Genomic DNA, 26,478 nt, shown 5'->3' with positions numbered 1-26,478 from the left:
TTGAACCTGCAACGGCAGAAACTGAGCCAGCCGACATTGATCCGCGTAAAGCCGCAGTCGCTGCCGCTATTGCCCGTGCTAAAGCGAAAAAAGCAGCCCAAGAGAAAGCACAACTTGAGGCTCAAGTGAGTGAGGAGGAAATGCTGTCACCTGCTGCTGAACAACCCATTGAAGAAGAAACAGATCCTCGTAAAGTTGCGGTTGCTGCGGCGATAGCTCGCGTAAAAGCCAAACAAGCTCAAAAACAAAACGAACAAACAATGAGTAAGTGATTAAACACCATGAAATTTAGGCCTATTGATCCAAATAACCGTCGTTTAAAAATCGCTAGCGCGCCATTTACCCATGATAACCAAAGCACTAGTCTTGTTATGCTTTGGGTTTTATTGGCTGCGATACCGGGTATTGCAGCACAAATTTACTTCTTTGGTATTGGCACTCTCTATCAAATTGTTTTAGCCATGCTGGCTGCTGTGATCACAGAAGGCATCGCTATCCGTTTACGTAAAAAGCCTGTTATTAACGTTCTTAAAGATAATTCAGCCATTGTTACCGCGCTATTACTGGGTGTGAGTCTACCGCCATTAGCACCTTGGTGGATGATCGTTCTTGGAACTGCCTTTGCCGTGATCATTGCTAAACAATGTTATGGTGGTTTGGGGCAAAATCCATTTAACCCTGCAATGGTGGGTTATGTCGTATTACTAATTTCTTTTCCTGTACAAATGACCAGTTGGCTCCCGCCCTCTGAATTACAGACTCTTAATATCAATGCACTAGAGAGCTTTTCAATTATCTTCACTGGACATACTCCAACGGGGATCACGCTGGATGCCTTGCGAATGGGTGTCGATGGAATGAGCCAAGCAACACCATTAGACAGCTTTAAAACAGGGCTATTAACCCATTCGATTTCTGATGTTTTACAGCAACCAATTTTACAAGGCTCTCTGGCGGGTATTGGTTGGCAATGGGTCAATATTGCCTATTTAATCGGCGGCCTCATAATGTTAAACCGTCGGATTATTAGTTGGCAGATCCCTGTTTCATTCCTTGCCACCTTAGCATTCTGTTCAGTAGTCAGTTGGTTATTAGATGATGGTCGCTACTCGCCACCACTAGTACAGTTACTCTCCGGCGCAACTATGCTAGGGGCATTTTTTATTGCAACAGATCCAGTTACGGCATCGACGACACCAAAAGGCCGCTTGATTTATGGTGTAATGATTGGCTTATTAGTGTGGCTAATCCGTGTTTACGGTGGTTATCCCGATGCTGTCGCTTTCGCTGTGCTACTAACTAATATTGCGGTGCCTCTCATTGACCATTATACGCAACCTCGTGCATACGGGCATGGACATAAGTAAGGAGCCTATATGTTAAACACAATGCGTCGTCATGGAGCCATCTTGGCTATTTTTGCAGCCGGCACAACTGCACTTAGTGCGGCTGTTTATACCTTAACGAAAGAGACAATCGCACAACAAGCGGCGATCGTACAAAAACAGCTACTTGACCAAGTCGTACCAACTAGCCTGTATGATAATGCATTTGGGCAGGAGTGTTATTTAGTCGGAGCAGAAGCTGAGCTAGGCAGCAAGCAACCACATCGGTTATATATTGCGAGAAAGAATGGTGAGCCTGTTGCCGCCGCCCTTGAATCTACAGCACCCGACGGCTATTCAGGTGCAATACATCTCTTAGTCGGTGCAGATTTTAATGGAAATGTGCTAGGTGTTAGAGTGACAGAGCATCATGAAACACCGGGTCTCGGCGATAAAATTGAAACACGAATTTCAAACTGGATCACTTTGCTCACAGGGAAAGTTGAATCCGACCATGACCCCAAATGGGCAGTTAAAAAAGATGGCGGTGATTTTGACCAATTTACTGGGGCAACCATAACCCCAAGAGCGGTTGTTAATGCGACCAAACGTACCGCCGTTTTTATGCAAAAAATACCACAAAATCTCTCTAGCTATCCTATTTGTGGAGCTGAATAATTATGAGTCAATCTAAAGAACTTTTTGTACAGGGCTTATGGAAAAACAACTCGGCACTTGTACAGCTTTTAGGCCTATGCCCATTACTGGCTGTTTCATCAACAGCGACCAATGCATTAGGGTTAGGACTTGCTACAACATTAGTGCTGGTCTGTACCAATGTTGCCGTATCCGCATTTCGTCGTTGGGTACCAGCTGAAATTCGTATTCCTATTTATGTTATGATCATTGCCTCTGTCGTTAGTGCAGTACAGATGCTTATTAACGCCTATGCGTTTGGCCTATATGAATCGCTGGGCATATTTATTCCGCTGATTGTGACCAACTGTATTGTAATTGGTCGCGCTGAGGCTTATGCCTCACGGAATCCTGTACCACTTTCTGCTATTGATGGCCTTGCGATGGGGTTAGGTGCAACGGCAGCCTTGTTCGTTTTAGGGGCTATGCGCGAGATTTTAGGTAATGGCACACTGTTTGACGGTGCAGATTTACTACTAGGATCATGGGCCAAATCATTGCGAATAGAGGTTTTACACCTTGACTCACCATTTTTACTCGCTATGCTGCCACCGGGCGCCTTTATCGGCCTCGCCCTGATGCTTGCGGGCAAATATTTAATTGATGAGAAAATGAAAAAACGAGCCGCCCTAAAATCGGGCCAACAACCTGAACGTGAATACCAAAAAGAACAAGGATGCGGCAGCCATATTTCTAGATAAGATTAATTGTGAGCTATGAATAAATCAAAACGTATTGAGATATTGACTCGCCTGCGCGATAACAATCCCAATCCAACAACTGAGTTACAATTTAACTCCCCTTTTGAGCTGTTGATAGCGGTTTTGTTATCTGCACAGGCGACTGATGTCAGCGTTAATAAAGCAACAGCCAAATTATATCCTGTCGCTAATACTCCTGAAGCCATGCTCGCTTTGGGCGTCGATGGTATCAAAGAGTATATAAAAACAATTGGTCTGTTTAACACTAAAGCTGAAAGTGTTATCAAAACCTGCAAAATCTTAATTGAAAAGCATAATAGCCAAGTTCCTGAAGATCGCGCAGCTTTAGAGGCCTTACCCGGCGTTGGTCGTAAAACAGCAAATGTGGTGTTAAACACGGCTTTTGGCTGGCCAACCATTGCTGTTGATACGCATATTTTTCGAGTTTGTAATCGTACCAATTTTGCTCCAGGTAAAAATGTCGTTGAAGTCGAAGAAAAACTTCTCAAAGTCGTTCCCACAGAGTTTAAAGTCGACTGCCATCATTGGTTCATTTTACATGGTCGCTATACCTGTATCGCACGCAAACCGCGCTGTGGGTCTTGTATTATTGAAGATCTCTGCGAATTTAAAGATAAGGTGTACCCTGAGAATTAACATTACACTGCTCCCAGTTATTTGTTCACAATGCAAATTTTTTCTTGCTCTAAGACTTTGTCTTACGTAACAATGGGAGCCAAACTCAACCTCCATAAAAACGGTAAGTATGTTCCAAGACAACCCATTGCTCGCGCAACTTAAACAGCAACTGCACTCCCAAACGCCTCGCGTTGAAGGATTGGTAAAAAGCACCGATAAAGGTTTCGGTTTTCTCGAAGTAGATGGCCAAAAAAGCTACTTTGTTCCACCTCCACAAATGAAAAAAGTGATGCATGGCGATCGCGTTATCGCGGCCATTCATACAGACAAAGACCGTGAATTCGCTGAACCAGAAGAACTTGTTGAACCCTTTCTCAGCCGCTTTGTCGGGCGCATTCAGAAGAAAGATAATGACAACCGCTTATTTGTGATCCCTGATCATCCACTGCTAAAAGATGCTATTTCTTGTCGCCCAGTAAAAGACATCGACCATGAATTTGCTCAAGGTGATTGGGTTGTTGCACAGATGCGTCGCCATCCTTTAAAAGGTGATAAAGGTTTTTACGCTGATATCACTGAGTACATCACCGATGCTAATGACCATTTCGCCCCTTGGTGGGTCACTTTACGTCGTCATCAACTTGATCGTGCTGAGCCGCAAATGGTTCACAGTGAACGCGATGATGAAGGCATTGAGCGTGTTGACCTTACCGACCTGCATTTCGTGACTATCGACAGTGCAAGTACAGAAGATATGGATGATGCTCTGTATATTGAAAGAACAGCAGACGGTCATTTAAAACTTTATATCGCTATCGCGGATCCAACCAGTTATATCAAAGAAGGCAGTGAATTAGATAAGCTCGCTTTAGCTCGCGCTTATACGAACTACTTGCCTGGCTTTAATATTCCGATGTTACCTCGTGAGCTTTCAGATAACCTCTGCTCTTTACGCCCAAATGAGCGCCGTCCAGCATTAGTGTGTGCCGCAACCATTTTGGATGATGGTAACCTAGCTGAAGATATTCAGTTTTTCAGTGCATGGGTTGAGTCTAAATCAAAGCTGGTTTATGACGAAGTTTCCGATTGGCTAGAAAAATCAGGTAGCTGGCAACCAACTAATGATGTAGATCAGCAACAGATTGAATTACTGAAAGAAATGGCGGATAAGCGTCATCAATGGCGTCAACAAAATGCGTTAGTCTTTAAAGATCGCCCTGACTATCGTTTCTTGTTAGATGACAAAGGGAATGTTATTGACATCGTCGTCGAAAGCCGCCGTACGGCAAACCGTATTGTCGAAGAAGCGATGATCACCGCTAACTTGTGTGCCGCAACACAGCTCAAAAACACATTAGGTTTTGGCGTATTCAACGTTCATATGGGCTTTGAGCCATTACAAATAGAGCAAGTTGTACAAACATTGAAAGAGCATGGTATTGAGACAACGGCCGAATCCCTGCTCACCTTAGAAGGTTTCCGCCAACTACGCCGCCAATTAGATGCACAACCGACACAATTCTTAGATAGCCGCATTCGTCGATTCCAAACCTTTGCAGAAGTCAAAGGTGAACCCGGCCCTCACTTTGGATTAGGTTTTGAGGCTTACGCAACGTGGACATCACCAATCCGTAAATACACGGATATTGTTAACCATCGTCTACTTAAATCGGTTATTTCGGGTAAACCCTCAACTGATAAACCGACAGAAGAGTTATCGATTAAATTAGCGGAGCGTCGCCGAGCCAATCGCATGGCTGAACGTGATGTTGGTGATTGGTTATATGCGCGCTTTTTAAAACCTTTCGAAGGTACAGACAAGGCATTCCCTGCGGAAATTATCGATATCACACGTGGTGGTGTACGAGTGAGGTTAACCGACAATGGTGCCGTAGCCTTTATTCCAGCGCCGTTCTTACACGCTGTACGCGATGAGATCCAGTGCAGCCAAGAAACAGGTAGCGTGTTAATCAAAGGCGAACCCGCATACAAACTCAACGATATTATTAATGTTAATATCGCTGAAGTACGTATGGAAACTCGCAATATTGTTGCTCGCCCTGCCGCATAATTACTTTTGATGCTATAATAAATATGCTACTGGTTTTAGCAGTAGCATATTGTTTCTTACTTTTCCTTCTTAATGAGTTCCACTCAGATATATTGTCGCTTTTTATATACATTAATTCCCGATAATTCTGATTCGTATAATTACTGATTGTGATAATTTGGTAGCGTCCTTAAAACTCGGAGTCACTAAAATGAACACGACAAGTAAACGCATTATGACATTCACACTTGCAACCCTTATCGCAATAAGCGTTAGCGCATGCTCTAATATGTCAAAGCGAGATAAGAATACGGCTGTAGGTGCTGGCGTAGGTGCTGTAGGCGGTGCTATCCTAACGGGCGGTAGTGCACTGGGAACGGTTGGTGGCGCTGCAGTTGGGGGGATTATTGGTAACCAAGTCGGAAAATAAATCTATGGATAAGGGGGGATGCCCCCCTTATCCTATATTGTGTTATCCACCCGCTAACTTCACTTGATAACCTTTTGCTTCAAGAAGTTGCTTAATCAGCTCTCTCTTATCACCCTGAATTTCAATATCACCGTCTTTTACTGAGCCACCGCAACCACATTTTTTCTTTAATTCCGCGGCCAATTTAGCCAGTGCATCATCTTCAAGATCGAGTCCTGTCACCACGCAAACGCCCTTGCCTTTGCGACCCGATGTTTCACGGCGGATCCTGACAATACCATCTCCTTTTGGGCGTTGTGCTTTCGGTTTTTCCTCTTCGATGCGACCGATATCCGTGCTATACACTAAACGGCTATTTGTATCCTTCATGCACAATCCTTAATAGATTGGTTGATCTGCTTTAATGTGAGTGCAGGGTTATCACTACGCGTAATAGGACGGCCGATAACCATATAATCAACCCCGACTTTTAATGCTTCTTGAGGTGTCATGATACGGCGCTGATCCCCAACATCACTACCAATTGGGCGAATACCTGGTGTCACTAATTTAAAATCATCACCACACAATGATTTCAGTCTTGCAGCTTCATGTGCTGAACACACCACACCATCTAAGCCACATGCTTTTGTCAATAAAGCTAAACGTTCAGCATGCTCAGCTGGCGTAGCATTAATACCAATGCCAGTCAGATCGGATTGATCCATACTGGTTAAAACAGTGACCGCTGTTAATAATGGCGCCTCTTTTCCATAAGGCTCTAATGCCTGACGAGCCGCTTCCATCATACGGCTGCCACCACCAGCATGAACGTTAACCATCCAAACGCCCATTTCTGCTGCTGCCCCAACCGCACGCGCAACCGTATTAGGAATATCGTGAAATTTTAAATCGAGAAATACATCAAAACCACGTTGGTGTAGTGATTTCACAAATTGAGGGCCATTGAAGGTAAACATCTCTTTACCGACTTTCAAACGACATTCACGCGGATCAATAAGGTCAACAAATGCCAATGCCGCGTTTGCATCTTCATAATCGAGCGCAACAATAACTGGCGAGTGAGTAGATACGCGAGCGTGGTTCTCAGTTGAAGAAATCATTTAGTAGTAGCCTTAATCATATTTGGTAATAAAGTGACGCTGTCACTGCCCATCTAAACCACGAATTGGCTTAATGGTGTCCCATGAACGACAAGACGGGCAGTGCCAATATAATGAATGCGAAGTAAAACCACATTTGTGGCAACGATAGTCAGGTTTGGTTCTAATTTGTTCCCCGACCATTTTCCGCAGCAAAATCAGGCTCTCTTTTGCTCGCCCTTCTTCTGCTTCTTTTAAATGGTAATCCATCAAACGATAAAATAACCGCATTGTTGGGTGACGTTGAATCTGATCGTTAATATAACTTGCGGCGGCTTCATGACTTTGCTTCTCAACAATAATGTCGGCGAGATACAGTTCAGCGACTGCCCCCGTATTACCCGCAACACATTGACGGAGATACACTTCCCAAGCATCCACATCTGCGATTTGTTGATAGCAATCATAAAGTAAAGGTAAAGTTTCAGCCACCAGCTCTCTATCTTGTTCGTAGACTTGTTTAAGAACATTGATAGCTTTGTCGTAATGTTCCTGCTCGATAAAAATTCGCCCTTTCATAATTGAAACACGGGCACAATTTTTATCCGCCTGTTCGGCTTTATTCAGAAGACTTAAAGCCCCATCAAGATCGTCACTGCCTAAGTGTTGATTGGCTAATTCACAATAAAAATGCGCAATATTTTCGCGTAACTCTTCATTACCCAATTTAACCAACTTAGTCGCCGTTTCGATTGCTTTCGTCCAATCACTGGTTAATTGAAAAATCGCCAATAATGACTGTAGTGCACTTTGCTTAAAATCCACCTCATCCGTCAATTGCTGGAACATATTTTCAGCACGATCGTAAACCCCTGCGGCCATATAATCACGACCGAGTTGTTGCGTGGCTAATAAGCGTTGTTCAAAGGATAATGCGGCACTTTCAACAAGTGACTGATGAATACGGATGGCTCGTTCAACTTCACCACGTGAACGAAATAAATTACCTAAGGTTAAATGCGCTTCAAAGGCGGAACTGTCTTCCTTGAGCATATCAAGGAATAAATCAACCGCTTTGTCTTGCTGATTTGATAAAAGAAAGTTAACGCCCGTAACATAATCACGTGACAGGCGGTTAGCATGTTGCTGCTTGTCTTGTTGAGCGCTTCGACGCCCCATATACCAGCCGTATGCAGCGGCGACAGGTAACAACAGAAACAGCAACTCAAACATACAAGATTATTCCTTGCTCTTTTGAGCCACAACTTCTGTAGATTCAGAGATGGTTTTATCATCCACACTCAATTGTGATTCAAGACGTCTAATTTTACGGCGTGCATTTTTCAAGCTCACCACAGCACGCAGATAAAATAGCCCTGCAACTAACCAACCCAGTACAAAGCCGACACCAAACAAAGAGGCTAAAAGTGAAGATAATGCAAAATCTCCTTGTGCAATCAGGTAGTTAAATGTAATAACCTGATTATTGCTTGAGCCTAGCGTGATTGAAATAATAAAAATAACCACAGCTAGTAATAATATCAGAAAATATTTCACATTCTTTCCCGTTATCCGTTCTTATGAAAACAAATTATCTACCTGATAAGGTAGCATTTCTGGCGCACTCAGACAAAGTAATTTATCTTATACGCCCACTTTGTTAATGTATATTGAACCTTATTTAACCTACTTGTTTTTACTTTCACTCAGATTGGGTGTTTTATCCCTTAAGAGCGTACACGCAATCATCGCCAAAATTGCACTAATGATAATAGAAGCGATTGCATCTGAAGGCCAATGCATCCCTAATAATAACCGACTAAATACGATAGCTTCCGCCCATACCGCCAGCACGATGGCAAGTGCATATTGACGACGCTGCCAAAATAATCCAATCAATAAAAGTGCCCAGCCAGCCGCAAATAGCACATGCCCAGAAGGAAATGAGTAGCCAGTTTCCGCTTGCCAATGTTTGCGTAACCATGAAGGAACCTGATCACTTTGTTTAACGGTTTGTTTGATAACGTCTGCTCGCTGCTTTCTTTTTAAGTCATAAAATTCTGTCGCTGAAAGCCCATATTCTTTTTCTAGCCAAACCACATATGGGCGTGGCTCTTGGAAACTATTCTTAACAACGCTTTTGATCCCTTGTCCTACCAAAATACAGCATACAACAATAACAACCCATTGAAGGACACTTTTCAACTTTGGTTTACAGATATAAAGGGCCAAGGCTAATAATACGATAGAGGTTATCAGACTATAAGGGAGACCAGCCGTTTCTGTTAGCCAAAATAACCATTTAACCGATTCTACATTCTGAGACGGCAGCCAACTCCACCCTACCATCAGTAACGCTGTAGGAGGTATGATTAATAAAACAGCAAAGACTAATATCGGGTAAATTGATTTATTCATTTTATGCTATCCATGTCAGTTGACTGTTCGAATCAATAAAATTAGATTCACAAATGATTAACTCTGTTATAGTAATGCATAGTGGACTGTGTGCAAATAAATGTCTGCGCTATATGCTAGATGTCATATAGTATCGATAAGCAATATTTTTATCGATTAACGTTATTAATTAAGCAAGAGTTATCTCAACTAATGAATGAAAATATGCAGCTAAAACGCGTTGCCGAAGCCAAATTACCAACTCCTTTCGGCGAATTTTTAATGGTAGGGTTTGAGGAAATCGCAACAGGTCGTGACCATGTCGCACTGATTTTTGGCGATATTTCAGGTCCAGAGCCTGTTCTCAGTCGGATCCACTCGGAATGCTTAACCGGAGATGCATTATTCAGTTTACGCTGTGATTGTGGCTTCCAATTAGAAGCGGCACTGTCTCAGATCAGCAAAGAAGGTCGAGGTGTACTGCTCTATCATCGCCAAGAGGGTCGTAATATCGGCCTACTTAATAAAATTCGTGCTTATGCCTTGCAAGATCAAGGTCTAGACACCGTAGAAGCCAATCTCAAACTAGGCTTCAAAGCGGATGAACGCGACTTTACGCTCTGCTCTGATATGTATAAGTTATTAGGTATTAATGAGGTTCGCTTATTAACTAATAATCCAAAGAAAATAAATATCATGCGTGAAGCAGGTATTAATGTCGTTGAACGTGTGCCATTAATTGTTGGTCGCAATCCAAGTAATGCTCATTATCTCGATATTAAAGCTGAGAAAATGGGCCACATGTTATTTAAACATCAATAATCCTTCTCATAATGGAAGAGTAATGACACTGCTCTTCCTTGACTAATATTAAAATGATAACAATCGGTTGTAGCACTTTTGCCGATTGATATATTCACTTTCATTTCATAAGGTTTATACTGTTTATCAACAATGATCTCGATGAATAAATTTAATACGTTAAGTTTATTTTTCTGATAACAAGGAGCTACGGTGAATAACCTGCATTCTATCCAACGCATGAGAAGATTACGTAAGACAGAAAAAATGCGTGATCTCTTCCAAGAAACGCATCTTTCTCTTAATGACCTGTGCCTTCCAATCTTTGTTGAGGAAGGGCTTGATGATTATAAGCAAATTGACAGCATGCCAGGTGTTGTACGTATTCCAGAAAAACGTTTAGCTTATGAAATAGAGCGTATTGCCAAAGCAGGTATTAAATCTGTTATGACTTTTGGCGTCTCTCATCATTTGGATGAAACAGGGAGTGATGCTTGGCAAGAAAATGGTCTTGTCGCACGCATGTCTCGTATCTGTAAAGAGACAGTACCTGAAATGATTGTGATGTCAGATACCTGTTTTTGTGAATACACTTCACACGGCCATTGTGGGGTAATGCATGGCGATATCGTTGATAACGATGCCACTATCCATAATTTAGGTTTACAAGCTGTTGCAGCCGCCCGTGCAGGTGCTGATTTTATCGCCCCTTCTGCTGCAATGGATGGGCAAGTTGCCGCTATCCGCCAAGCTCTAGATGCAGCTGGTTTTAAAGATACCGCCATTATGTCTTATTCGACTAAATTTGCGTCTGCACTCTATGGCCCATTTAGAGACGCGGCAGGCTCTTGTTTAAAAGGGGATCGCAAAACCTATCAAATGAATCCAATGAACCGCCGTGAGGCAATTCATGAATCCTTAATTGACGTACAAGAAGGCGCGGATGCATTGATGGTTAAACCAGCAGGTGCCTACCTTGATATTATTCGTGACCTACGTGAACGTACTGAATTGCCTATCGGTGCTTATCAAGTCAGTGGTGAATATGCACAAATTAAATTTGCTGCAATGGCTGGGGCTATCGATGAAACTCGCGTCACTCTGGAAACATTAGGCTCTATCAAACGGGCTGGCGCTGATATGATTTTCACCTATTTTGCCCTGCAATTAGCTGAAGATAAAATTTTGTCACGATAATGAGCGCGTGAGAAATAACAACATGCCCGCTGTCGAGTCGATTAGCGGGCATGTTATTTTAATAAACAGCAATGTTTGAGGGTACTTAAACAAAATCGCCTGTTATGCTTTTTGTGCTGCCAGTTGCTCTGTAAAGCGCTGAGCATAATTTAACGCAATGCGAGGTTCATAGAGACCCGTAATAAGTAATTTCTGTTCGCCATTCAATGTATTAGCCACAACGCCCCATGATCCAATATCCTCTCTTGTTTGATAGATTTCATCTGGAACTGGCGATTTTTCTGGCATTGTCACTATCTCATTAGCGAAAGATAATGGTACGATTTCAAATGAGGCATAATCGGCATTTCGTCCTAATGGGAATTCCCTATCAACCAATAAACGAAGATCGCAGACTTCAGTTTCTGGGGTTTGCATGACAATGGAATAGAGATTCGGAATATGTTCAAGAATATCTCGGACTTCATCTAAATAATGATGATTTGGCGAGGTGGTAATTAAAATGTCAGCCGCCCAAAGCGCCCCTTTGTAAAAATCCGTTGCGTTAATATCTGCCATATATTAATACCTCACGTTGGTGATTTTATTGGTTTTGTGACGTCTGATTTAATGTCAGCAACCCCACATTTATCTTGGCTAGTTTAATATGAGCCATAATCTCTACTCGTTTTTGCCTCACGATAAAAAGTAAAACATACCTCTTTCCAATAACGAAATTTTTAAAATGATATCTCTGCATCACTCAATATAGATAGGCAATCATCATAGCCTAGACTCAATCCTCATATATTGCGAAATAACAATAAAAAACGCCCATCGTGCAAACAAACACAGATGGGCGTTGTTAACTTAGAGATTAAAGATTAATGGAGCATTTGGCGGATCACATAATGCAGGATGCCACCATGACGGTAATATTCCATTTCTGTTGAGGTATCAATACGGCAACGTGTTGCAATTTCTTTGACCTGTCCATCACCATAGGTAATTTTCACAATAATATGTTGACCCGGCTCAATGGATTGCAAGTGTTCTATATCGATACGTTCATCCCCTTTAAGGCCCAATGTCTTACGCGTTGTACCTTGTGGGAACTCTAATGGGATAACCCCCATACCAATTAAGTTAGAGCGGTGAATACGTTCGTACGATTCCGCAATAACGACACGGACACCAAGTAAATTAGTACCTTTAGCCGCCCAGTCACGGCTTGAACCAGAACCGTATTCTTTACCTGCAATGATAGCGAGAGGCAGCTTTTCCTTTTGATACAGCATCGCCGCATCATAGATCGCCATCTGTTTACCTGTAGGGATATGTTTCGTATATCCACCTTCAACCCCCGGCACCATTTCGTTGCGAATACGGATATTGGCGAACGTACCACGCATCATCACTTCATGGTTACCACGACGAGAGCCATATGAGTTAAAATCGGCGGCAGCTACGCCATGCTCTTGCAAATAACGCCCCGCTGGACTATCCGCTTTGATATTACCCGCAGGTGAAATATGGTCAGTCGTTACCGAATCACCCAATATTGCCAAGATATGTGCGCCATGAATATCTTGAACCACTTCCGGCTCTGCTTTCATCCCTTCAAAGAACGGTGGATGGCGAATATAAGTTGAATCTGGCTGCCAATCATACGTGGAAGAGCTTGCCACTTGTAATGCTTGCCATGCCTCATCACCATCGAAAACCGCACTGTACTCTTTGCGGAACATTTCTGTTTTAACTTTTTCAACGGCTTGAGCAATTTCAGCACTGGATGGCCAAATATCTTTTAGATAGACATCATGACCTTGTGCGTCTTTGCCTAATGAGTCAGTTTTAACATTAATATTCATGTTACCCGCTAACGCATAAGCAACCACCAGCGGAGGTGACGCTAACCAGTTCGTTTTGACTAAAGGATGGATACGGCCTTCAAAGTTACGGTTACCCGACAATACCGCACCAACGGTTAAATCCGCCTCTTTGATCGCTTGCTCAATCGGATCAGGTAATGGCCCAGAGTTACCTATACAGGTTGTACAGCCATACCCCACTAAGTTAAAGCCGAGTTTATCAAGATAAGGTGTTAGTCCTGCCAGAGCTAAATAATCCGTTACCACCTTAGAGCCTGGTGCCAACGAGGATTTCACCCAAGGTTGACGAGTTAGACCTTTTTCTACCGCTTTTTTAGCGAGTAAACCTGCCGCCATCAACACACTTGGGTTTGATGTGTTCGTACAAGAAGTAATCGCTGCAATCACAACAGCACCATCGGTCATTTCAAAGGTTTGTCCTTGATAATTGACTGTCGGATGTGCACCTTTCTCTTTTTTGTTAAGCTCCAGCTCAATAGCGGCTTGGAATGCTTGCGGAACTTGACCCAGTTCAACACGATCTTGTGGACGTTTAGGGCCGGCTAAACTAGATTCCACCGTCGACATATCCAATTCTAATGTGCTCGTAAAGATAGGTTCATCACCCGCATGACGCCATAAACCTTGCTCTTTACAATAGACTTCCATCAGCGCAATTTCATCATCGCTGCGCCCAGTTAACTTCATATAATCTAATGTGACGTTATCGACAGGGAAGAATCCGCAAGTAGCACCATACTCAGGAGACATATTGGCGATAGTCGCCCTATCAGCCAGCGGAAGATCAGCTAAACCATCACCATAAAATTCAACAAATTTACCGACAACACCATGCTTACGTAGCATTTGTGTGACTGTCAGTACCAAGTCTGTCGCTGTAATACCTTCACGCAATTTACCCGTCAGTTTAAAACCGACAACGTCTGGGATCAGCATGGATACCGGTTGACCTAGCATTGCAGCTTCGGCTTCAATCCCACCAACCCCCCAGCCTAATACGCCAAGACCGTTGATCATCGTGGTATGCGAGTCGGTGCCCACAAGGGTATCTGGATAAGCATATAACTTCCCATCCACCTCTTCATACCAAACCGCTTTACCTAAATACTCTAAGTTGACTTGGTGGCAAATACCGGTTCCTGGTGGCACAACCCTAAAGCGATTAAAGGCTTTTTGCCCCCAACGTAAAAAGAGGTAGCGTTCATGGTTACGCTTCATCTCAATTTCAACGTTGTCATCAAATGCTTTATCCGTGGCAAATTCATCAACCATTACCGAGTGGTCAATGACCAGATCAACTGGCGAGAGAGGATTGACTTGCTCAACATTACCACCTAATGATTTAACCGCTTCACGCATTGCAGCTAAATCCACGACCGCAGGTACACCCGTAAAGTCTTGCATTAGTACCCGAGCTGGTCGGTAAGCAATTTCTCTATCTGCATGCCCTGTTTTCTGCCAATCAATAATGGCTTGCAGATCGGCTTCTACTACCGATTTGCCATCAATATTTCGCAATAAGTTTTCAAGTAATACTTTAAGGGATTTGGGTAGCTTTGTGGCATCACCGAGTTGCTGAGTCGCAATCGGTAGACTGAAGTAATTATAGAGCTTGCTTCCGACACTGAGTGTTGCTGCACTCTGTGTTTTAAGACTCAACGACATAACTCCTCCTTGGTTTTTTATGATGATTATCGGTCATCTTATTTACCTAACAAATTACAGTGAATTTGTTAATTAGTTGTAATTATAGTTGCTGAAAATATTTACTTTATGGATTTTGTGTCAAATCCATAAATTTGCTGTGCTTATCATCAAAAAAACAGTAAATGGCGGGGAAATTTAGCCAAGTGACTCATAAAAAGAGTAGTAGAATGCTAGGATTTTGAACTTGTCAATTGAACGCTGACATTGGAATAGCTAAATAGAGAACAAAAAAGTGAGTCACTAAGCTTCTAGTTGAATTCACATCAGTCACTAAAAGCTTAGCTCTCGTTTGAAAGGCAACCTAAAGTTAGATGATAGGCAATTTAATGTCTTTAAACATTTCCTCAATATCTTCATTGTTGCGCAGTGCAATCGCCCTATCTACAACATCACGGGTTAAATGAGGGGCAAATCGCCAAATAAAGTCATACATATAGCTACGTAAAAAACTGGTACGTTTGAAGCCAATTTTCGTTGTGCTATAACTGAATTTATCGCGCATATCGATGACAACCAGATCACTATCCAACTCTGGGTTAACCGCCATACTGGCAATAATCCCAATGCCCAACCCAAGCCTTACATAGGTCTTGATAACATCCGCATCTGTCGCCGTAAAAATAATTTTAGGTTCTAAATTGGCTTTTTGGAATGCCACATCTAATTCAGAACGCCCCGTAAAACCATGGGTATATGTTACGATTTGGTATTGTGCAACATCTTCAATCGTCACATTTTTCTTTTCGGCTAACGGATGCCCTTTTTGCACCACAACACAGCGGTTCCAGTGATAACAAGGTAGCATGATCAAGTCACTGTATAGGTGTAACGCTTCAGTAGCGATCGCAAAATCACTATTCCCTTTGCAAACTTCCTCTGCGATTTGCGTTGGGGAACCTTGTTGCATATGCAGTGAGACATGCGGATAGCGCTCGATAAAACCTTTGATTACCGGCGGAAGCGCATAACGTGCCTGAGTATGTGTTGTTGCAATATGCAAAGTGCCTTTATCTGGATAAGTATGCTCCCCTGCAACGGAACGGATCGCCTCAATTTTTGAAAGCACTTCCCGTGAAATACGGATAACTTCTTCCCCTGCTGGCGTAACATGAGTGAGATGTTTTCCGCTGCGAGCAAAAATTTGGATCCCCAATTCGTCTTCCAACATACGCACTTGTTTGCTAATACCCGGCTGTGAGGTAAATAACCCTTCAGCGGTTGCAGAGACATTCAAGTCATGATTAACCACCTCAACAATATAACGTAATTGCTGCAATTTCATTTTTAGGTCCACCTATACAGAGCCGTAAGGAATTCGCTATAGCTAAAAATTATTATTTATAACTAAAAGCTATATGTATATGATTTGATATAACCAATATATCATCATTATGCTGAGTGTGAATAGCTAGATGATAAAATTTCACCTAAAATAGTTTAAATTTGAAATTATCTTCATTGTTAACTAGTAAGAAAATGCAAAGTTACATTTAAATTTTCCCAATCTATGCTTGAATAGCTGATAGGCAGTTTTGCAAGATAAATGAATCGGCTTTAATCTTAAGTAATGGAAACAATAATTCTCAACGAAGAGAGGGTATTACATGCAGAAAAAAATTTTGGCGCTCCTTATCAGTATGTCAACCATCGCTATAGCGCCTAGCCTTTATGCCAAAGAAGTTTCTTATGGCGACCAAAAGATTGTTTTATCTGATAATATCGCTTCAGGGGATGATTTTTATCGCTACGTCAATCAGGACTGGATAAGCAAAGCGAAGATCCCAACAGGCATGCCGCGCATTAACTCATTTGTTGAGTTATACCTCACGACAGAGAAACAACTACAAAGCATTATCGATCAGTTGCAAAGCTCACCAGAGAAGGAACTCAATCATAATCAACGCAATATTCGTAATTTATATGTAAGTTATCTTAATGAAGACGCGATAGAAAAAATAGGAATAAGCCCTCTCAAAGATGACCTTGATGCAATTACTAATGCAAAAAATCATAATGATATTAGTAAATTAATGGCACTTCCGGCCTATACGCCATTTATTTCTTATTGGGTAGACTTGGATGCTAAGCAGCCGGATACTTATGTTTTATACCTTGGGCAAGGCGGTTTAGGATTACCGAACCGTAATTATTACCTCGACGATACCCCGCAGATGGAGGAGATCCGCAAAAATTATATCGCCTATATTGCCACTATCTTAAAACTGGCGGGCGAAAATGATGTTGAGAAAAAAGCCCAACAAATTTTCGCACTGGAAAAATCAATGGCACAGGCTCATTGGAGCCCAGAAGCGCGCCGTGACACAATCAAAAATTATCACCCAATGACACTGAACGATATGAAAAAGTTCACTCAAGGCTTTGCATGGGATAACTTTATTCAACAGTGGCAACTTTCAGACAAACAATTGAATAAGGTGATAGTTGAAACGGATACCGCAGTAGAGCAATTAGCCAAAATTTATGCCAATACCCCTGTATCGACACTTCAAGACTACCTACGTTTTCACTATTTAAGTGATCAAGCCCCCTATTTGAATCGCGATTTTTCTGACGCCCGCTTTGATTTTTATTCGCGTAAACTTAACGGCGTAGAAAAACAGCGGACACGCAAAGAGCGTGCTCTGGAAACCGTCAATCGCTTACAGGGCGAGCCTATGGGGCAAATCTATGTTGAGAAATATTTCAACCCTGAATCAAAAGCGAAAATTACCGATCTTGTCAGCTATGTCAGAGGAACGTTTAATTCTCGCTTAAAAGATAATGATTGGATGGATGATGCAACACGCCAAGAAGCGCTTAAAAAACTTGAGCAATTTACCGTTAAAGTGGGTTACCCTGACAAATGGAATGATTTCAGTAGTATCAATCTAAAACCCGATACGCTACTGGATAACTACAAACAGGTCTTAAACTGGGTCTATAACGACAATATGAGTAAGATAGGACAACCTGTCCGTAAATGGGAATGGGGGATGACGCCTCAAACCATTAATGCATACTTTAACCCAGTGCAAAATGAGATAGTGTTCCCAGCCGCAATACTACAGGCACCTTTCTTTGATCCTAATGTTGACCCTGCCTATAACTATGGCGCAATTGGCGCTGTAATTGGCCATGAAATGGGCCATGGGTTTGATGACCAAGGCAGCTTGTATGATGGTACTGGTCAGTTGCGTAACTGGTGGAGTGATGACTCTAAACAGCACTTTAAACAAAAAACCGATAAACTGGTTGAACAATATAATAGCTTCTCCGTTGATGGACAAAAGGTTAATGGTCAACTCACATTGGGTGAAAACATCGGTGATTTAGGCGGGCTGAACATTGCTCTGAGCGCTTATAAGCAATTCGTTAAAGAGAATTATCCAAATGGTGAAGCGCCAATTATTGATGGGACAACCGGTCTGCAACGATTCTTTATTTCTTGGGCAAGAACTTGGCAAGAGTTATCCAACAAAGAGTCCGAGCGTAATAAAATTTTGACCGACCCACATAGCCCTAACCAGTTCCGTGCCAATGGTGTTGTTCGTAATATGGATGAATGGTATCAAACTTTCGGTGTCGATAAAGACAGCAAATTATACCTTGAACCTGAACAACGCATTCGTATTTGGTAAATGCGCTTTCCCCCTTGATATCTGCGGCTTTCATTTGAAAGCCGCAACCTTCAATTCTCATATCGGTTATATCTACAGGTAACGTTCAATCGTATTAACCATCCCCTGTTAAAAACAAATAAATTTTCTTTAATCACCTATTTTATTAGTTTTCAAATAGTTAAAAGCTCTGAGTATTTCAGAGCTTTTAGATTAAGTCTCAAAGTAGTACGGTTTTATCAACTACTGTTTAAATATACAGCATCAACTATTTGATCACACCACAAGCCATGCGTGCACCACCACCACCTAACACTTCAGGATGGTCGGAGTAATTATCCCCACCCGCGTGTACCATCAGTGCACGGTTTTCAATCTCTTTTAGTGTTTTTAAGCGCGGTGCTAATACGGCATAATTGGCATTACCTTTGGCATCAACCACTAAGCCCGGAAGATCCCCTAAGTGGCCTGTATTGTCATAAGGCCCTTTATGGACACCTGTTTTTGCCGGATCCATATGTCCACCTGCTTTTAATGCTGGTACTGATTTGCCATCTTTTTCAGCAGGCTCACAGCTTGGGTTTTCATGGATATGGAAACCATGGATACCCGCTTCTAAACCTGCTAATTTTGGGGTAAACAATAATCCATAATCGGTTTCAGAAATAACAACTTCACCAATCGCCTTGCCTTCACCTTGTGGTGTAGCTTCTTTCAGTACTACTGTTGTTTCTGCTGCATTTGCTGCAAAAGCCGTTAATAAGCCGGCCAGTAAACACATTTTGAATTTCATTCTACCTCCAGTTGTGAGCTTTCTAACCTAATCGCTGCTTGTGATGTTTATTGCTTAAAAGCAAATACACATCAATAAATTATTATTTATTGATAATTGCTATTTATCAGCATAGCAAACCGTCATCATATTGCTTTGCGGTTAGCCACATAAATCAACACTTAAGCCAAATAAGTGCATTTTTAAGACGGCTCCTGAAAGGAGATCAAATCATCATAAAAATAAGATGGAGGGAGAGTCTGTCTGTGGTTAATGATAAAAACCTCGTAGGCTCACAGAAAATGATGAACAACAGAAATGAAAAAGGCGATAGAAATTAACCTATCGCCTTTTAATCGCTAACGTCAGTGAATGATTATTTCTCTTTCACTTCCCATTTGCCGTCTACAAAAAATGCACTCCAACCTGTGGCTTTGCCATTTTTCTCTGAAGAAACATATTGCTGTTTCGTCTTACGGCTAAAACGCACAACGGTTGGATTACCATCAGGATCTTTTGCAGGCGCGTCAGCTAAATAAACCAGCTTTTCAGGTAGTCTATCTCTAAAGCGTTGCAACTCCTCAACCAATGGCGCTCGCGTTTCTCGTGATTTCGGGAAGGTGTTTGCCGCTAGGAATACGCCAGCCGCACCATCGCGCAACACAAAATACGCATCTGATTTTTCGCAAGGTAATTCAGGTAATGGTACCGGATCCTCTTTTGGTGGAGCAATCTCACCATTTTTTAAGATCTTACGGGTGTTTTTACACTCTTCATTTGTGCACCCCATATAAGGCCCAAAGCGCCCTGTTTTTAGGTGCATTTCTGAACCGCATTTATCACACTCAATTACTGGGCCGTCATAACCCTTAATGCGGAACTCACCCTCTTCAATCTCATAACCTTCACAAGCTGGGTTGTTACCACACACATGCAGTTTGCGTTGATTATCAATCAGGTAGCTATCCATTGCTGTACCGCATTTTGGACAGCGACGCTTAGCACGCAGCGCGTTGGTTTCCGCATCATCCCCCTCAAGAATATTCAATACTTCATGTTCAGGGATCAAATTGATGGTTTTTTTGCAACGCTCTTTTGGTGGTAACGCATAGCCTTCACAACCGAGGAACACCCCTGTTGAAGCTGTACGGATCCCCATATGACGTTCACAATCAGGACAAGTAATTGAAGTGATCACCATAGGGTTCGTGCGCATTCCACCTTCTTCAGGATCTCTCTCTGCAATATCTAGCTGTTTGCTAAAATCAGAGAAAAATTCATCAAGCACCGCTTTCCACTCTGCTTCGTGATTAGCAATATGGTCAAGCTGATCTTCCATGCGTGCAGTAAAATCATAGTTCATTAGGTCATTGAAGTTTTCTTCCAACCTATCTGTCACGATTTCACCCATTTTCTCCGCATAAAAACGACGGTTCTCAACCTTAACGTAACCTCTATCTTGGATCGTAGAGATAATTGCCGCATAGGTTGATGGACGACCAATACCGCGCTTCTCAAGCTCCTTAACTAAGGAGGCTTCGCTAAAACGTGCTGGTGGTTTCGTAAAGTGCTGACTTGGCAACAATTCAACCAGCGACAATTCAGAGCCTACTTGGATTGGTGGCAATGTTTTGTCTTCATCATTTTTGCGCAGTGCAGGCATCACTCGCGTCCAACCATCGAAACGCAATGTACGGCCTTTCGCTTTTAGCTCAAAATCCCCTGCTTTCACCGTTAATGTTGTTGAATCATATTTTGCAGGCGTCATTTGACATGCCACAAATTGATTCCAAATTAACTGATAGAGCTTTTTCGCATCTGATTCCATATCTTTCAGTGCATCGGGTAGAACATCAACACTGGAAGGACGGATAGCTTCGTGCGCTTCTTGCGAATTATCTTTGCTAGTGTAAATATTGGCGTCTTTAGGCAGATATTTTTCGCCAAAATTATCGCTAATATAGCCACGTACCATATTTAATGCATCTTGGCTCAAGTTAGTTGAGTCAGTACGCATATAGGTAATATAACCCGCTTCATAAAGGCGCTGAGCCATCATCATGGTCTTCTTCACACCAAACCCAAGACGGGTGCTAGCGGCTTGTTGCAGCGTTGATGTGATAAAAGGCGCACTCGGCTTGCTGGATGTGGGTCGGTCTTCACGGTCAATCACTTGGAAGCGTGCTTTTTCTAGCAAACTCACCGCAGCGTCAGTTTGCGCCTTAGTGACTGGCTTGAACGCTTTGCCTAATTGATGCGTAACCTGCATACGTAATGCAGCCGTACTTTTATCCGCCAAATCCGCATGAAGTTCCCAATATTCTTCCGGCACAAACGCTTTAATTTCACGTTCACGTTCGACAATCAAACGTACCGCAACGGATTGTACGCGACCTGCAGATAACCCTCTCGCCACTTTTTTCCATAACAGCGGCGATACCATATAACCTACTACGCGATCCATGAAACGGCGAGCTTGTTGAGCATTAACTCTATCGATATTGAGTTCGCCAGGGCTATCAAACGCCTGAGTGATCGCATTTTTAGTAATTTCGTTAAACACAACACGGCTAAAGCGAGAGTCTTCATCACCAATCACTTCGCGTAAGTGCCATGCAATAGCTTCCCCTTCGCGGTCAAGGTCCGTCGCAAGATAGACATGGTCTGCATCTGCCGCTAAAGCTTGTAATTCAGAAACCACCTTTTCCTTACCCGGTAAGATCTGATAGTTTGCTTTCCAACCATGGTAAGGATCGACCCCCATACGCTTCACAAGCGCGGCTTGAGGATCTTTTTTAACCTTTTTAGTTTTGTCGGTAGATGAGCCTGTACTCTTTTGTGAGCCGGACCCGCTTTTCGGCAGATCGCGAATGTGGCCAACGCTGCTTTTTACAACGTAGCCACTGCCAAGATACTTATTGATCGTTTTGGCTTTTGCCGGGGACTCCACGATAACAAGAGCTTTACCCATATTTACCTTTACCTAAATTTCTACAATGGCGCATTTCTACATGAAAATGCACAAAATGAAAATCTCTTTTTTATATTGCGGCACAATTGCAATATATCAATATAATTTCTTCAAATAGTTTGCGTTTACGCAAAAACTACCAAGCTAATCACGCTATGCTAAAAAGAACATAAAGTGTTCTAGCTGACTGATTTTAGCCATATAATGGCTAATTATTGCCAACGAAAAGCACACACTCTACCTGATAAAACGCCAGACGCAACCAATTATTTTTTTAAGGGGGCTAACTTATGGACAACAATATCCAATCTATAACACAAAATGAACTTCTCGAAAAAGCTAATGAGATCATAAGGAAACACGAAGACTTCATTCATGGCATGTTCGTTGATACGGTAGAGCAGCATCGTGATACCTTAGTGTTCAAAGGTGAATGCTTTTTAGATGCCAATGGTATTCCAACAGCGAAAAGCACGGCGGCATTCAACATGTATAAACATTTGTCTCATATTCTTTCTGAGCAATACCGTCTTAAGTAAAGAGACGTAGCCAAAAAATTACCGGCTAAGCGCCGGTAATTAATGATAGTTACGAAATCTATTTTTTGCGAGAAAACCGAATCTTAATTTAATTACATAAAAGGTTTTTGCCCGCGCTGCCACCAACGCAATAACAATTTATCAACATTTTCAGACATGCTACCCGTAAAACGTTCTAACATCTTTTTACCTTGTGTATAGCGAATACTGATGATTTCTTTAGTCTCTATTGCTGAAATAATAATATCGTCACTCACGCCAATTTGGTCAATTAAGCCTTTATCAAGTGCTTGAGTACCATACCAATATTCTCCAGTAGCCACCGCGTCAATATCTAATGATGGACGATTATGATGCACAAACTGTTTAAATAACTCGTGAGTTTCATTCAGATCTTCGATGAATTTCTTACGTCCTTGTTCGGTATTTTCACCAAGCATAGTTAATGTGCGTTTGTATTCACCCGCCGTATGCAATTCAACATCTACATCATGTTTTTTTAATAAACGGTGAATATTTGGTACTTGCGCAACTACCCCAATAGAACCAATGATGGCAAATGGAGCCGCAACAATCTTCGACGCAATACACGCCATCATATAACCGCCACTTGCGGCCACTTTATCAACCGCGATAGTCAACGGAATATTTTTTTCTTTTAAACGGGAAAGCTGTGATGCCGCTAAGCCGTATCCATGTACCATGCCCCCAGGGCTTTCAAGACGCAGCAAAACTTCATCGTCTTGTTCCGCCACGGCTAGAATAGCGCTGATTTCTTCTCTTAAAGAGCCGACTTCACGAGCATCCATACTGCCTTTAAAATCTAAGACATATAAACACGGTTTTTTGACCGTTGATTGGCCTGCTTTTGCCCCTGCTTTTTCACTTTTCGCCTTTGCTTTCTGTTGCTTTTTAAAGGCTTTTACCCAAGCTTTATGCTCAGAATCATTCATTTTTACTTGCTGCATTTGGCGCTGGCGTTCGCGATAACGTTCCCCTAAGTCGGTAATTTTCAATTCACCTCGCCCACCTTGGCGACGCATTCCGACACCAAAAACAAAAACAGCCAAAGCAATAATTGCAACGACTATTGTGACGACTTTTGCCAAAAACAGTCCATACAGAGAGAAATACTCCACAAAATCATCCTTCTCATATTTATCTTGATAAAAATAGTCTCATGATTGCTATTAAACAACCAGTAAAATAACGTCGTTTCTATCGTAATCTTACTTAAATTTCTACGCTACGTTAGCCAATAGCATCAATCAATGAGATGATATCGTAACTGTTAACAAATAGGATAGGAAAAATACCATGCTCCACTATCAACCTAAACATGACCTTTTAAGTGGCAAAACCCTTTTGGTTACTGGGGCCGGTGATGGAATTGGCCGTGAAGCCGCATTAACCTATGCTCGCTTCGGCGCCTCTTTGATTTTAGTCGGTAGGACACAGCATAAACTTGACGCCGTTAGCCAAGAAATCGAAACATTAACCGGTAAGGCCGCAGATATCTATGTCGTTGACTTGTTGACAGCACCTCATGAACAATATGTTGAGTTAGCCAACGATATTGCTAAAAAACACCCTTATCTAGATGGCGTATTGCATAATGCAGGTCTTTTAGGGGTTGTTGCCCCAATTATCGAACAACCTGTCGATTTATGGCATGACGTTATGCAAGTTAATGTCAATGCGTCGTTTATGTTAACTCAAGTGCTGTTGCCTTTATTACTGAAAGCACCAACAGCATCGCTCGTTTTCACCAGTTCCAGCGTCGGTAAAAAAGGCCGTGCAGACTGGGGAGCCTACTCCGTTTCTAAATTTGCCACTGAAGGCTTAATGCAGATCCTTGCCGAAGAGTATAAAAACAGTGGCTTGCGTGTTAACTGTATCAATCCAGGGCGTACTCGCACCAGTATGCGTGCCAGTGCAGCACCAGATGAAGATCCAATGACTATCAAAGCACCAGCCGACATTATGCCAATTTACTTATATCTTATGAGTAATGATAGCTTGCGTAAAACAGGCATTAGTTTTGACGCTCAACCCGCTCAAAATGTTAAAACAACGGAGTAATTTTTATGTCTCAAAGCCGGCATGAAGAGCGTCAACAACGTTTGAAAGAAAAGGTTGATGCTCGAATTGAATCTGCGCAAATCGAACGAGGTATCTTGCTAGTTTTTACAGGAAACGGCAAAGGTAAAACAACAGCAGCGTTCGGTACAGTATGCCGTGCTGTCGGTCATGGACAAAAAGCCGCTGTCGTGCAATTTATTAAAGGCAGTTGGGATAATGGTGAGCGAGAATTATTAGAGCCTCACGGCGTTCCTTTTTATGTCATGTCTACCGGTTTTACCTGGGAGACTCAGGACAAAGAAGCTGATACTCTCGCTTGCCTTGATACATGGCAATATGCGCGGCGGTTACTGGCTGATCCATCCATCGATTTAGTGGTACTTGATGAGATCACCTATATGATTAGCTATGACTATCTGCCATTGGTAGAGGTTATAGACGCATTAACTGATCGCCCTGAGCACCAATCAGTGATTATTACTGGGCGAGGCTGTCACCGCGAACTGCTTACTTTAGCTGACACCGTTACTGAAATGCGCCCTGTGAAACATGCTTTTGATGCTGGAATAAAAGCACAAAAAGGGATTGACTGGTAATCGTATTCATCTGCCGATACATAGCAACTGTGTATCGGCAATTTAATTACATCATCAGAATGCCGGCACCGAAGATCGCTCGGGTTTGCTGCATAAACTCTGCATATTTGCATTTTTCAAGTAATGCCGTGCCATCATTTCTCATTTGGCTATAAATCACTGCCATGTGTGAAATTTTATTGTGGTATTCGTTATAATAGAACTGTTTTCGTTGTGGGTCTAAAGAGCGACGAAAACTATTAACCAACCCAACCACTTCTTGTGCATACATTTGCAGAACTTCATCGGTAAAATTAGGTGTCGTGAGTGGGTAATCGAAATGCACTGTGACCGATTGCTTTTCACCATGAGGCACTTTTTTCACCATTAATTGTGATATAAAGGCATCGCCACGGTGGATTAGGTCAGTCAGCTCCTTATGTGTTAAACACTTCGTTTTTACTTGGCTAACGGCAGCCGAGCTTGATAGCGCTTCTGGTGCTTGTTCACCAACTGGAATATCACAGTTAAACACATTATTATCAATGATATAATCGTTACTGCTATTTATTCTACCACTGAGTTGATAGTGACCCACCACCAGCGATTGTTTGTTCGGATGGTGAAGTGATGGGATCCCTTCTGTCCCATACACATAATTGTACGCGTAATAAAATTGCTGAGTTGGGTTGAGAATGCCACCTTTATTGCCTGGGTAAACAATAAACTGAACAGGTTCACCCGTCGTCGTTATCATAACGTGGACACCAGGCTTCAATAAGAGGCTTCCCACACTTTGATTAGGAACAACAATCGGATGGTAATCCATAAAAAAAATGAAACTATCTGATGTATCATTCGTAAAATAAAAACGCCCGCTTTCTGATATTATGCTTTGATTATTATCACATCCACTAATCATTACGCTTAAGCAAAGTATCATCAACGCCTTTATTAATCGAAAACTAAACATGTAGTATAATTTACCTTTGTTTATTCCTTTACATCATAACGGTAACTTAAACA

24 protein-coding genes and 1 pseudogene are annotated in these 26,478 nt (G+C 42.2%); 13 read left to right on the top strand and 12 right to left on the bottom strand.

Annotated features, from left to right (window positions below):
• From PR833_RS14870 to osmB, 7 genes and pseudogenes are all read left to right on the top strand, one after another.
• Positions 1 to 272: pseudogene (locus PR833_RS14870) on the top strand (electron transport complex subunit RsxC); the annotation flags it as partial.
• Positions 273 to 281: 9 nt separating this feature from the next.
• Complete coding sequence (gene rsxD / locus PR833_RS14865) at positions 282 to 1,367, top strand: electron transport complex subunit RsxD (RefSeq protein WP_272526288.1); 1,086 nt, start codon at positions 282 to 284, stop codon at positions 1,365 to 1,367.
• 9 nt (positions 1,368 to 1,376) lie between these two features.
• Positions 1,377 to 2,003, top strand: coding sequence for an electron transport complex subunit RsxG (gene rsxG / locus PR833_RS14860; protein WP_004920100.1), 627 nt, complete (start codon positions 1,377 to 1,379; stop codon positions 2,001 to 2,003).
• Between the two features lie 2 nt (positions 2,004 to 2,005).
• Complete coding sequence (locus PR833_RS14855; RefSeq protein ID WP_004920103.1) at positions 2,006 to 2,722, top strand: electron transport complex subunit E; 717 nt, start codon at positions 2,006 to 2,008, stop codon at positions 2,720 to 2,722.
• Between the two features lie 15 nt (positions 2,723 to 2,737).
• Positions 2,738 to 3,379 (top strand): endonuclease III, encoded by a 642-nt coding sequence (gene nth / locus PR833_RS14850; RefSeq protein ID WP_014656041.1) that lies wholly within the window; start codon positions 2,738 to 2,740, stop codon positions 3,377 to 3,379.
• A gap of 109 nt (positions 3,380 to 3,488) precedes the next feature.
• On the top strand, positions 3,489 to 5,432 hold the full coding sequence (locus PR833_RS14845; RefSeq protein ID WP_272526287.1) for an exoribonuclease II: 1,944 nt from the start codon (positions 3,489 to 3,491) through the stop codon (positions 5,430 to 5,432).
• Between the two features lie 190 nt (positions 5,433 to 5,622).
• Positions 5,623 to 5,841 carry an osmotically-inducible lipoprotein OsmB gene (gene osmB / locus PR833_RS14840; protein WP_004920113.1) on the top strand — a complete coding sequence of 73 codons (219 nt, stop codon included), beginning with the start codon at positions 5,623 to 5,625 and terminating at the stop codon, positions 5,839 to 5,841.
• Positions 5,842 to 5,883: 42 nt separating this feature from the next.
• Here the strand turns inward: osmB and yciH are convergent, their stop codons facing one another.
• The 5 genes from yciH to pgpB form a co-directional block, all read right to left on the bottom strand.
• Positions 5,884 to 6,210: a stress response translation initiation inhibitor YciH gene (gene yciH / locus PR833_RS14835; RefSeq protein WP_004920116.1), complete on the bottom strand. Its 327-nt coding sequence runs from the start codon at positions 6,208 to 6,210 to the stop codon at positions 5,884 to 5,886.
• Positions 6,207 to 6,944, bottom strand: coding sequence for an orotidine-5'-phosphate decarboxylase (gene pyrF / locus PR833_RS14830; protein ID WP_004920118.1), 738 nt, complete (start codon positions 6,942 to 6,944; stop codon positions 6,207 to 6,209). Before pyrF ends, yciH begins: the two co-directional genes overlap by 4 nt.
• A 42-nt stretch (positions 6,945 to 6,986) precedes the next feature.
• Positions 6,987 to 8,156, bottom strand: coding sequence for a lipopolysaccharide assembly protein LapB (lapB, locus tag PR833_RS14825; protein ID WP_272526286.1), 1,170 nt, complete (start codon positions 8,154 to 8,156; stop codon positions 6,987 to 6,989).
• A gap of 6 nt (positions 8,157 to 8,162) precedes the next feature.
• Positions 8,163 to 8,480 carry a LapA family protein gene (locus PR833_RS14820; protein WP_004920126.1) on the bottom strand — a complete coding sequence of 106 codons (318 nt, stop codon included), beginning with the start codon at positions 8,478 to 8,480 and terminating at the stop codon, positions 8,163 to 8,165.
• A gap of 129 nt (positions 8,481 to 8,609) precedes the next feature.
• Positions 8,610 to 9,341 carry a phosphatidylglycerophosphatase B gene (gene pgpB, locus PR833_RS14815; RefSeq protein ID WP_040133192.1) on the bottom strand — a complete coding sequence of 244 codons (732 nt, stop codon included), beginning with the start codon at positions 9,339 to 9,341 and terminating at the stop codon, positions 8,610 to 8,612.
• A gap of 204 nt (positions 9,342 to 9,545) precedes the next feature.
• On the opposite strand from pgpB, the gene ribA reads away from it, so the two are divergent.
• Entirely contained in the window at positions 9,546 to 10,142 is a 597-nt protein-coding gene (ribA, locus tag PR833_RS14810) for a GTP cyclohydrolase II (protein ID WP_014656044.1), read from the top strand.
• Between the two features lie 192 nt (positions 10,143 to 10,334).
• Positions 10,335 to 11,318, top strand: coding sequence for a porphobilinogen synthase (hemB, locus tag PR833_RS14805; RefSeq protein ID WP_014656045.1), 984 nt, complete (start codon positions 10,335 to 10,337; stop codon positions 11,316 to 11,318).
• A gap of 102 nt (positions 11,319 to 11,420) precedes the next feature.
• Here hemB and PR833_RS14800 read toward each other — a convergent pair whose 3' ends face one another.
• The 3 genes from PR833_RS14800 to cysB form a co-directional block, all read right to left on the bottom strand.
• On the bottom strand, positions 11,421 to 11,876 hold the full coding sequence (locus PR833_RS14800) for a hypothetical protein (RefSeq protein ID WP_004920143.1): 456 nt from the start codon (positions 11,874 to 11,876) through the stop codon (positions 11,421 to 11,423).
• Between the two features lie 305 nt (positions 11,877 to 12,181).
• On the bottom strand, positions 12,182 to 14,854 hold the full coding sequence (gene acnA / locus PR833_RS14795) for an aconitate hydratase AcnA (protein WP_272526284.1): 2,673 nt from the start codon (positions 14,852 to 14,854) through the stop codon (positions 12,182 to 12,184).
• A 349-nt stretch (positions 14,855 to 15,203) separates the two neighbouring features.
• Positions 15,204 to 16,178 carry an HTH-type transcriptional regulator CysB gene (gene cysB / locus PR833_RS14790; RefSeq protein ID WP_004920151.1) on the bottom strand — a complete coding sequence of 325 codons (975 nt, stop codon included), beginning with the start codon at positions 16,176 to 16,178 and terminating at the stop codon, positions 15,204 to 15,206.
• A 322-nt stretch (positions 16,179 to 16,500) separates the two neighbouring features.
• Here cysB and PR833_RS14785 point away from each other — a divergent pair, with 322 nt between their 5' ends.
• Positions 16,501 to 18,534, top strand: coding sequence for a M13 family metallopeptidase (locus tag PR833_RS14785; protein ID WP_004920153.1), 2,034 nt, complete (start codon positions 16,501 to 16,503; stop codon positions 18,532 to 18,534).
• A gap of 247 nt (positions 18,535 to 18,781) precedes the next feature.
• Here PR833_RS14785 and sodC read toward each other — a convergent pair whose 3' ends face one another.
• Both sodC and topA read right to left on the bottom strand, forming a co-directional pair.
• Positions 18,782 to 19,306 (bottom strand): superoxide dismutase [Cu-Zn] SodC, encoded by a 525-nt coding sequence (gene sodC, locus PR833_RS14780; protein WP_272526283.1) that lies wholly within the window; start codon positions 19,304 to 19,306, stop codon positions 18,782 to 18,784.
• Between the two features lie 355 nt (positions 19,307 to 19,661).
• Complete coding sequence (gene topA, locus PR833_RS14775) at positions 19,662 to 22,256, bottom strand: type I DNA topoisomerase (RefSeq protein WP_272526281.1); 2,595 nt, start codon at positions 22,254 to 22,256, stop codon at positions 19,662 to 19,664.
• Positions 22,257 to 22,546: 290 nt separating this feature from the next.
• Between topA and PR833_RS14770 the strand changes: the two genes are divergently transcribed.
• Positions 22,547 to 22,795, top strand: coding sequence for a DUF2498 family protein (locus PR833_RS14770; RefSeq protein WP_004920169.1), 249 nt, complete (start codon positions 22,547 to 22,549; stop codon positions 22,793 to 22,795).
• A gap of 92 nt (positions 22,796 to 22,887) precedes the next feature.
• Here PR833_RS14770 and sohB read toward each other — a convergent pair whose 3' ends face one another.
• Positions 22,888 to 23,934 carry a protease SohB gene (gene sohB, locus PR833_RS14765; protein ID WP_014656049.1) on the bottom strand — a complete coding sequence of 349 codons (1,047 nt, stop codon included), beginning with the start codon at positions 23,932 to 23,934 and terminating at the stop codon, positions 22,888 to 22,890.
• Between the two features lie 178 nt (positions 23,935 to 24,112).
• On the opposite strand from sohB, the gene PR833_RS14760 reads away from it, so the two are divergent.
• Together PR833_RS14760 and cobO are read left to right on the top strand one after the other, a co-directional pair.
• Positions 24,113 to 24,877, top strand: a complete 765-nt coding sequence (locus PR833_RS14760) for a YciK family oxidoreductase (protein WP_004920174.1) — start codon at positions 24,113 to 24,115, stop codon at positions 24,875 to 24,877.
• A gap of 5 nt (positions 24,878 to 24,882) precedes the next feature.
• Positions 24,883 to 25,473 (top strand): cob(I)yrinic acid a,c-diamide adenosyltransferase, encoded by a 591-nt coding sequence (cobO, locus tag PR833_RS14755; protein ID WP_272526279.1) that lies wholly within the window; start codon positions 24,883 to 24,885, stop codon positions 25,471 to 25,473.
• 46 nt (positions 25,474 to 25,519) lie between these two features.
• Here the strand turns inward: cobO and PR833_RS14750 are convergent, their stop codons facing one another.
• On the bottom strand, positions 25,520 to 26,209 hold the full coding sequence (locus PR833_RS14750; protein ID WP_272526277.1) for a hypothetical protein: 690 nt from the start codon (positions 26,207 to 26,209) through the stop codon (positions 25,520 to 25,522).
• Positions 26,210 to 26,478 lie beyond the last annotated feature (269 nt).

It is taken from the genome of Providencia sp. PROV189 (assembly GCF_028480065.1).
In the GTDB taxonomy this organism is placed as follows: Bacteria; Pseudomonadota; Gammaproteobacteria; order Enterobacterales; family Enterobacteriaceae; genus Providencia; species Providencia stuartii.
This window is presented reverse-complemented; position numbering and strand designations above follow the sequence as displayed.

What these genes read in the sequence shown, in the direction of transcription:
- PR833_RS14855 (WP_004920103.1), top strand. Translation starts at nt 2,006, where the DNA reads ATGAGTCAATCTAAAGAACTTTTTGTACAGGGCTTATGGAAAAACAAC.
- rsxG (WP_004920100.1), top strand. Translation starts at nt 1,377, where the DNA reads ATGTTAAACACAATGCGTCGTCATGGAGCCATCTTGGCTATTTTTGCA.
- pyrF (WP_004920118.1), bottom strand. Translation starts at nt 6,944, where the DNA reads ATGATTTCTTCAACTGAGAACCACGCTCGCGTATCTACTCACTCGCCA.
- lapB (WP_272526286.1), bottom strand. Translation starts at nt 8,156, where the DNA reads ATGTTTGAGTTGCTGTTTCTGTTGTTACCTGTCGCCGCTGCATACGGC.
- cobO (WP_272526279.1), top strand. Translation starts at nt 24,883, where the DNA reads ATGTCTCAAAGCCGGCATGAAGAGCGTCAACAACGTTTGAAAGAAAAG.
- PR833_RS14770 (WP_004920169.1), top strand. Translation starts at nt 22,547, where the DNA reads ATGGACAACAATATCCAATCTATAACACAAAATGAACTTCTCGAAAAA.
- rsxD (WP_272526288.1), top strand. Translation starts at nt 282, where the DNA reads ATGAAATTTAGGCCTATTGATCCAAATAACCGTCGTTTAAAAATCGCT.
- pgpB (WP_040133192.1), bottom strand. Translation starts at nt 9,341, where the DNA reads ATGAATAAATCAATTTACCCGATATTAGTCTTTGCTGTTTTATTAATC.
- PR833_RS14760 (WP_004920174.1), top strand. Translation starts at nt 24,113, where the DNA reads ATGCTCCACTATCAACCTAAACATGACCTTTTAAGTGGCAAAACCCTT.
- osmB (WP_004920113.1), top strand. Translation starts at nt 5,623, where the DNA reads ATGAACACGACAAGTAAACGCATTATGACATTCACACTTGCAACCCTT.
- PR833_RS14800 (WP_004920143.1), bottom strand. Translation starts at nt 11,876, where the DNA reads ATGGCAGATATTAACGCAACGGATTTTTACAAAGGGGCGCTTTGGGCG.
- PR833_RS14750 (WP_272526277.1), bottom strand. Translation starts at nt 26,209, where the DNA reads ATGATAACGACGACGGGTGAACCTGTTCAGTTTATTGTTTACCCAGGC.
- yciH (WP_004920116.1), bottom strand. Translation starts at nt 6,210, where the DNA reads ATGAAGGATACAAATAGCCGTTTAGTGTATAGCACGGATATCGGTCGC.
- topA (WP_272526281.1), bottom strand. Translation starts at nt 22,256, where the DNA reads ATGGGTAAAGCTCTTGTTATCGTGGAGTCCCCGGCAAAAGCCAAAACG.
- acnA (WP_272526284.1), bottom strand. Translation starts at nt 14,854, where the DNA reads ATGTCGTTGAGTCTTAAAACACAGAGTGCAGCAACACTCAGTGTCGGA.
- ribA (WP_014656044.1), top strand. Translation starts at nt 9,546, where the DNA reads ATGCAGCTAAAACGCGTTGCCGAAGCCAAATTACCAACTCCTTTCGGC.
- cysB (WP_004920151.1), bottom strand. Translation starts at nt 16,178, where the DNA reads ATGAAATTGCAGCAATTACGTTATATTGTTGAGGTGGTTAATCATGAC.
- PR833_RS14785 (WP_004920153.1), top strand. Translation starts at nt 16,501, where the DNA reads ATGCAGAAAAAAATTTTGGCGCTCCTTATCAGTATGTCAACCATCGCT.
- nth (WP_014656041.1), top strand. Translation starts at nt 2,738, where the DNA reads ATGAATAAATCAAAACGTATTGAGATATTGACTCGCCTGCGCGATAAC.
- sodC (WP_272526283.1), bottom strand. Translation starts at nt 19,306, where the DNA reads ATGAAATTCAAAATGTGTTTACTGGCCGGCTTATTAACGGCTTTTGCA.
- PR833_RS14845 (WP_272526287.1), top strand. Translation starts at nt 3,489, where the DNA reads ATGTTCCAAGACAACCCATTGCTCGCGCAACTTAAACAGCAACTGCAC.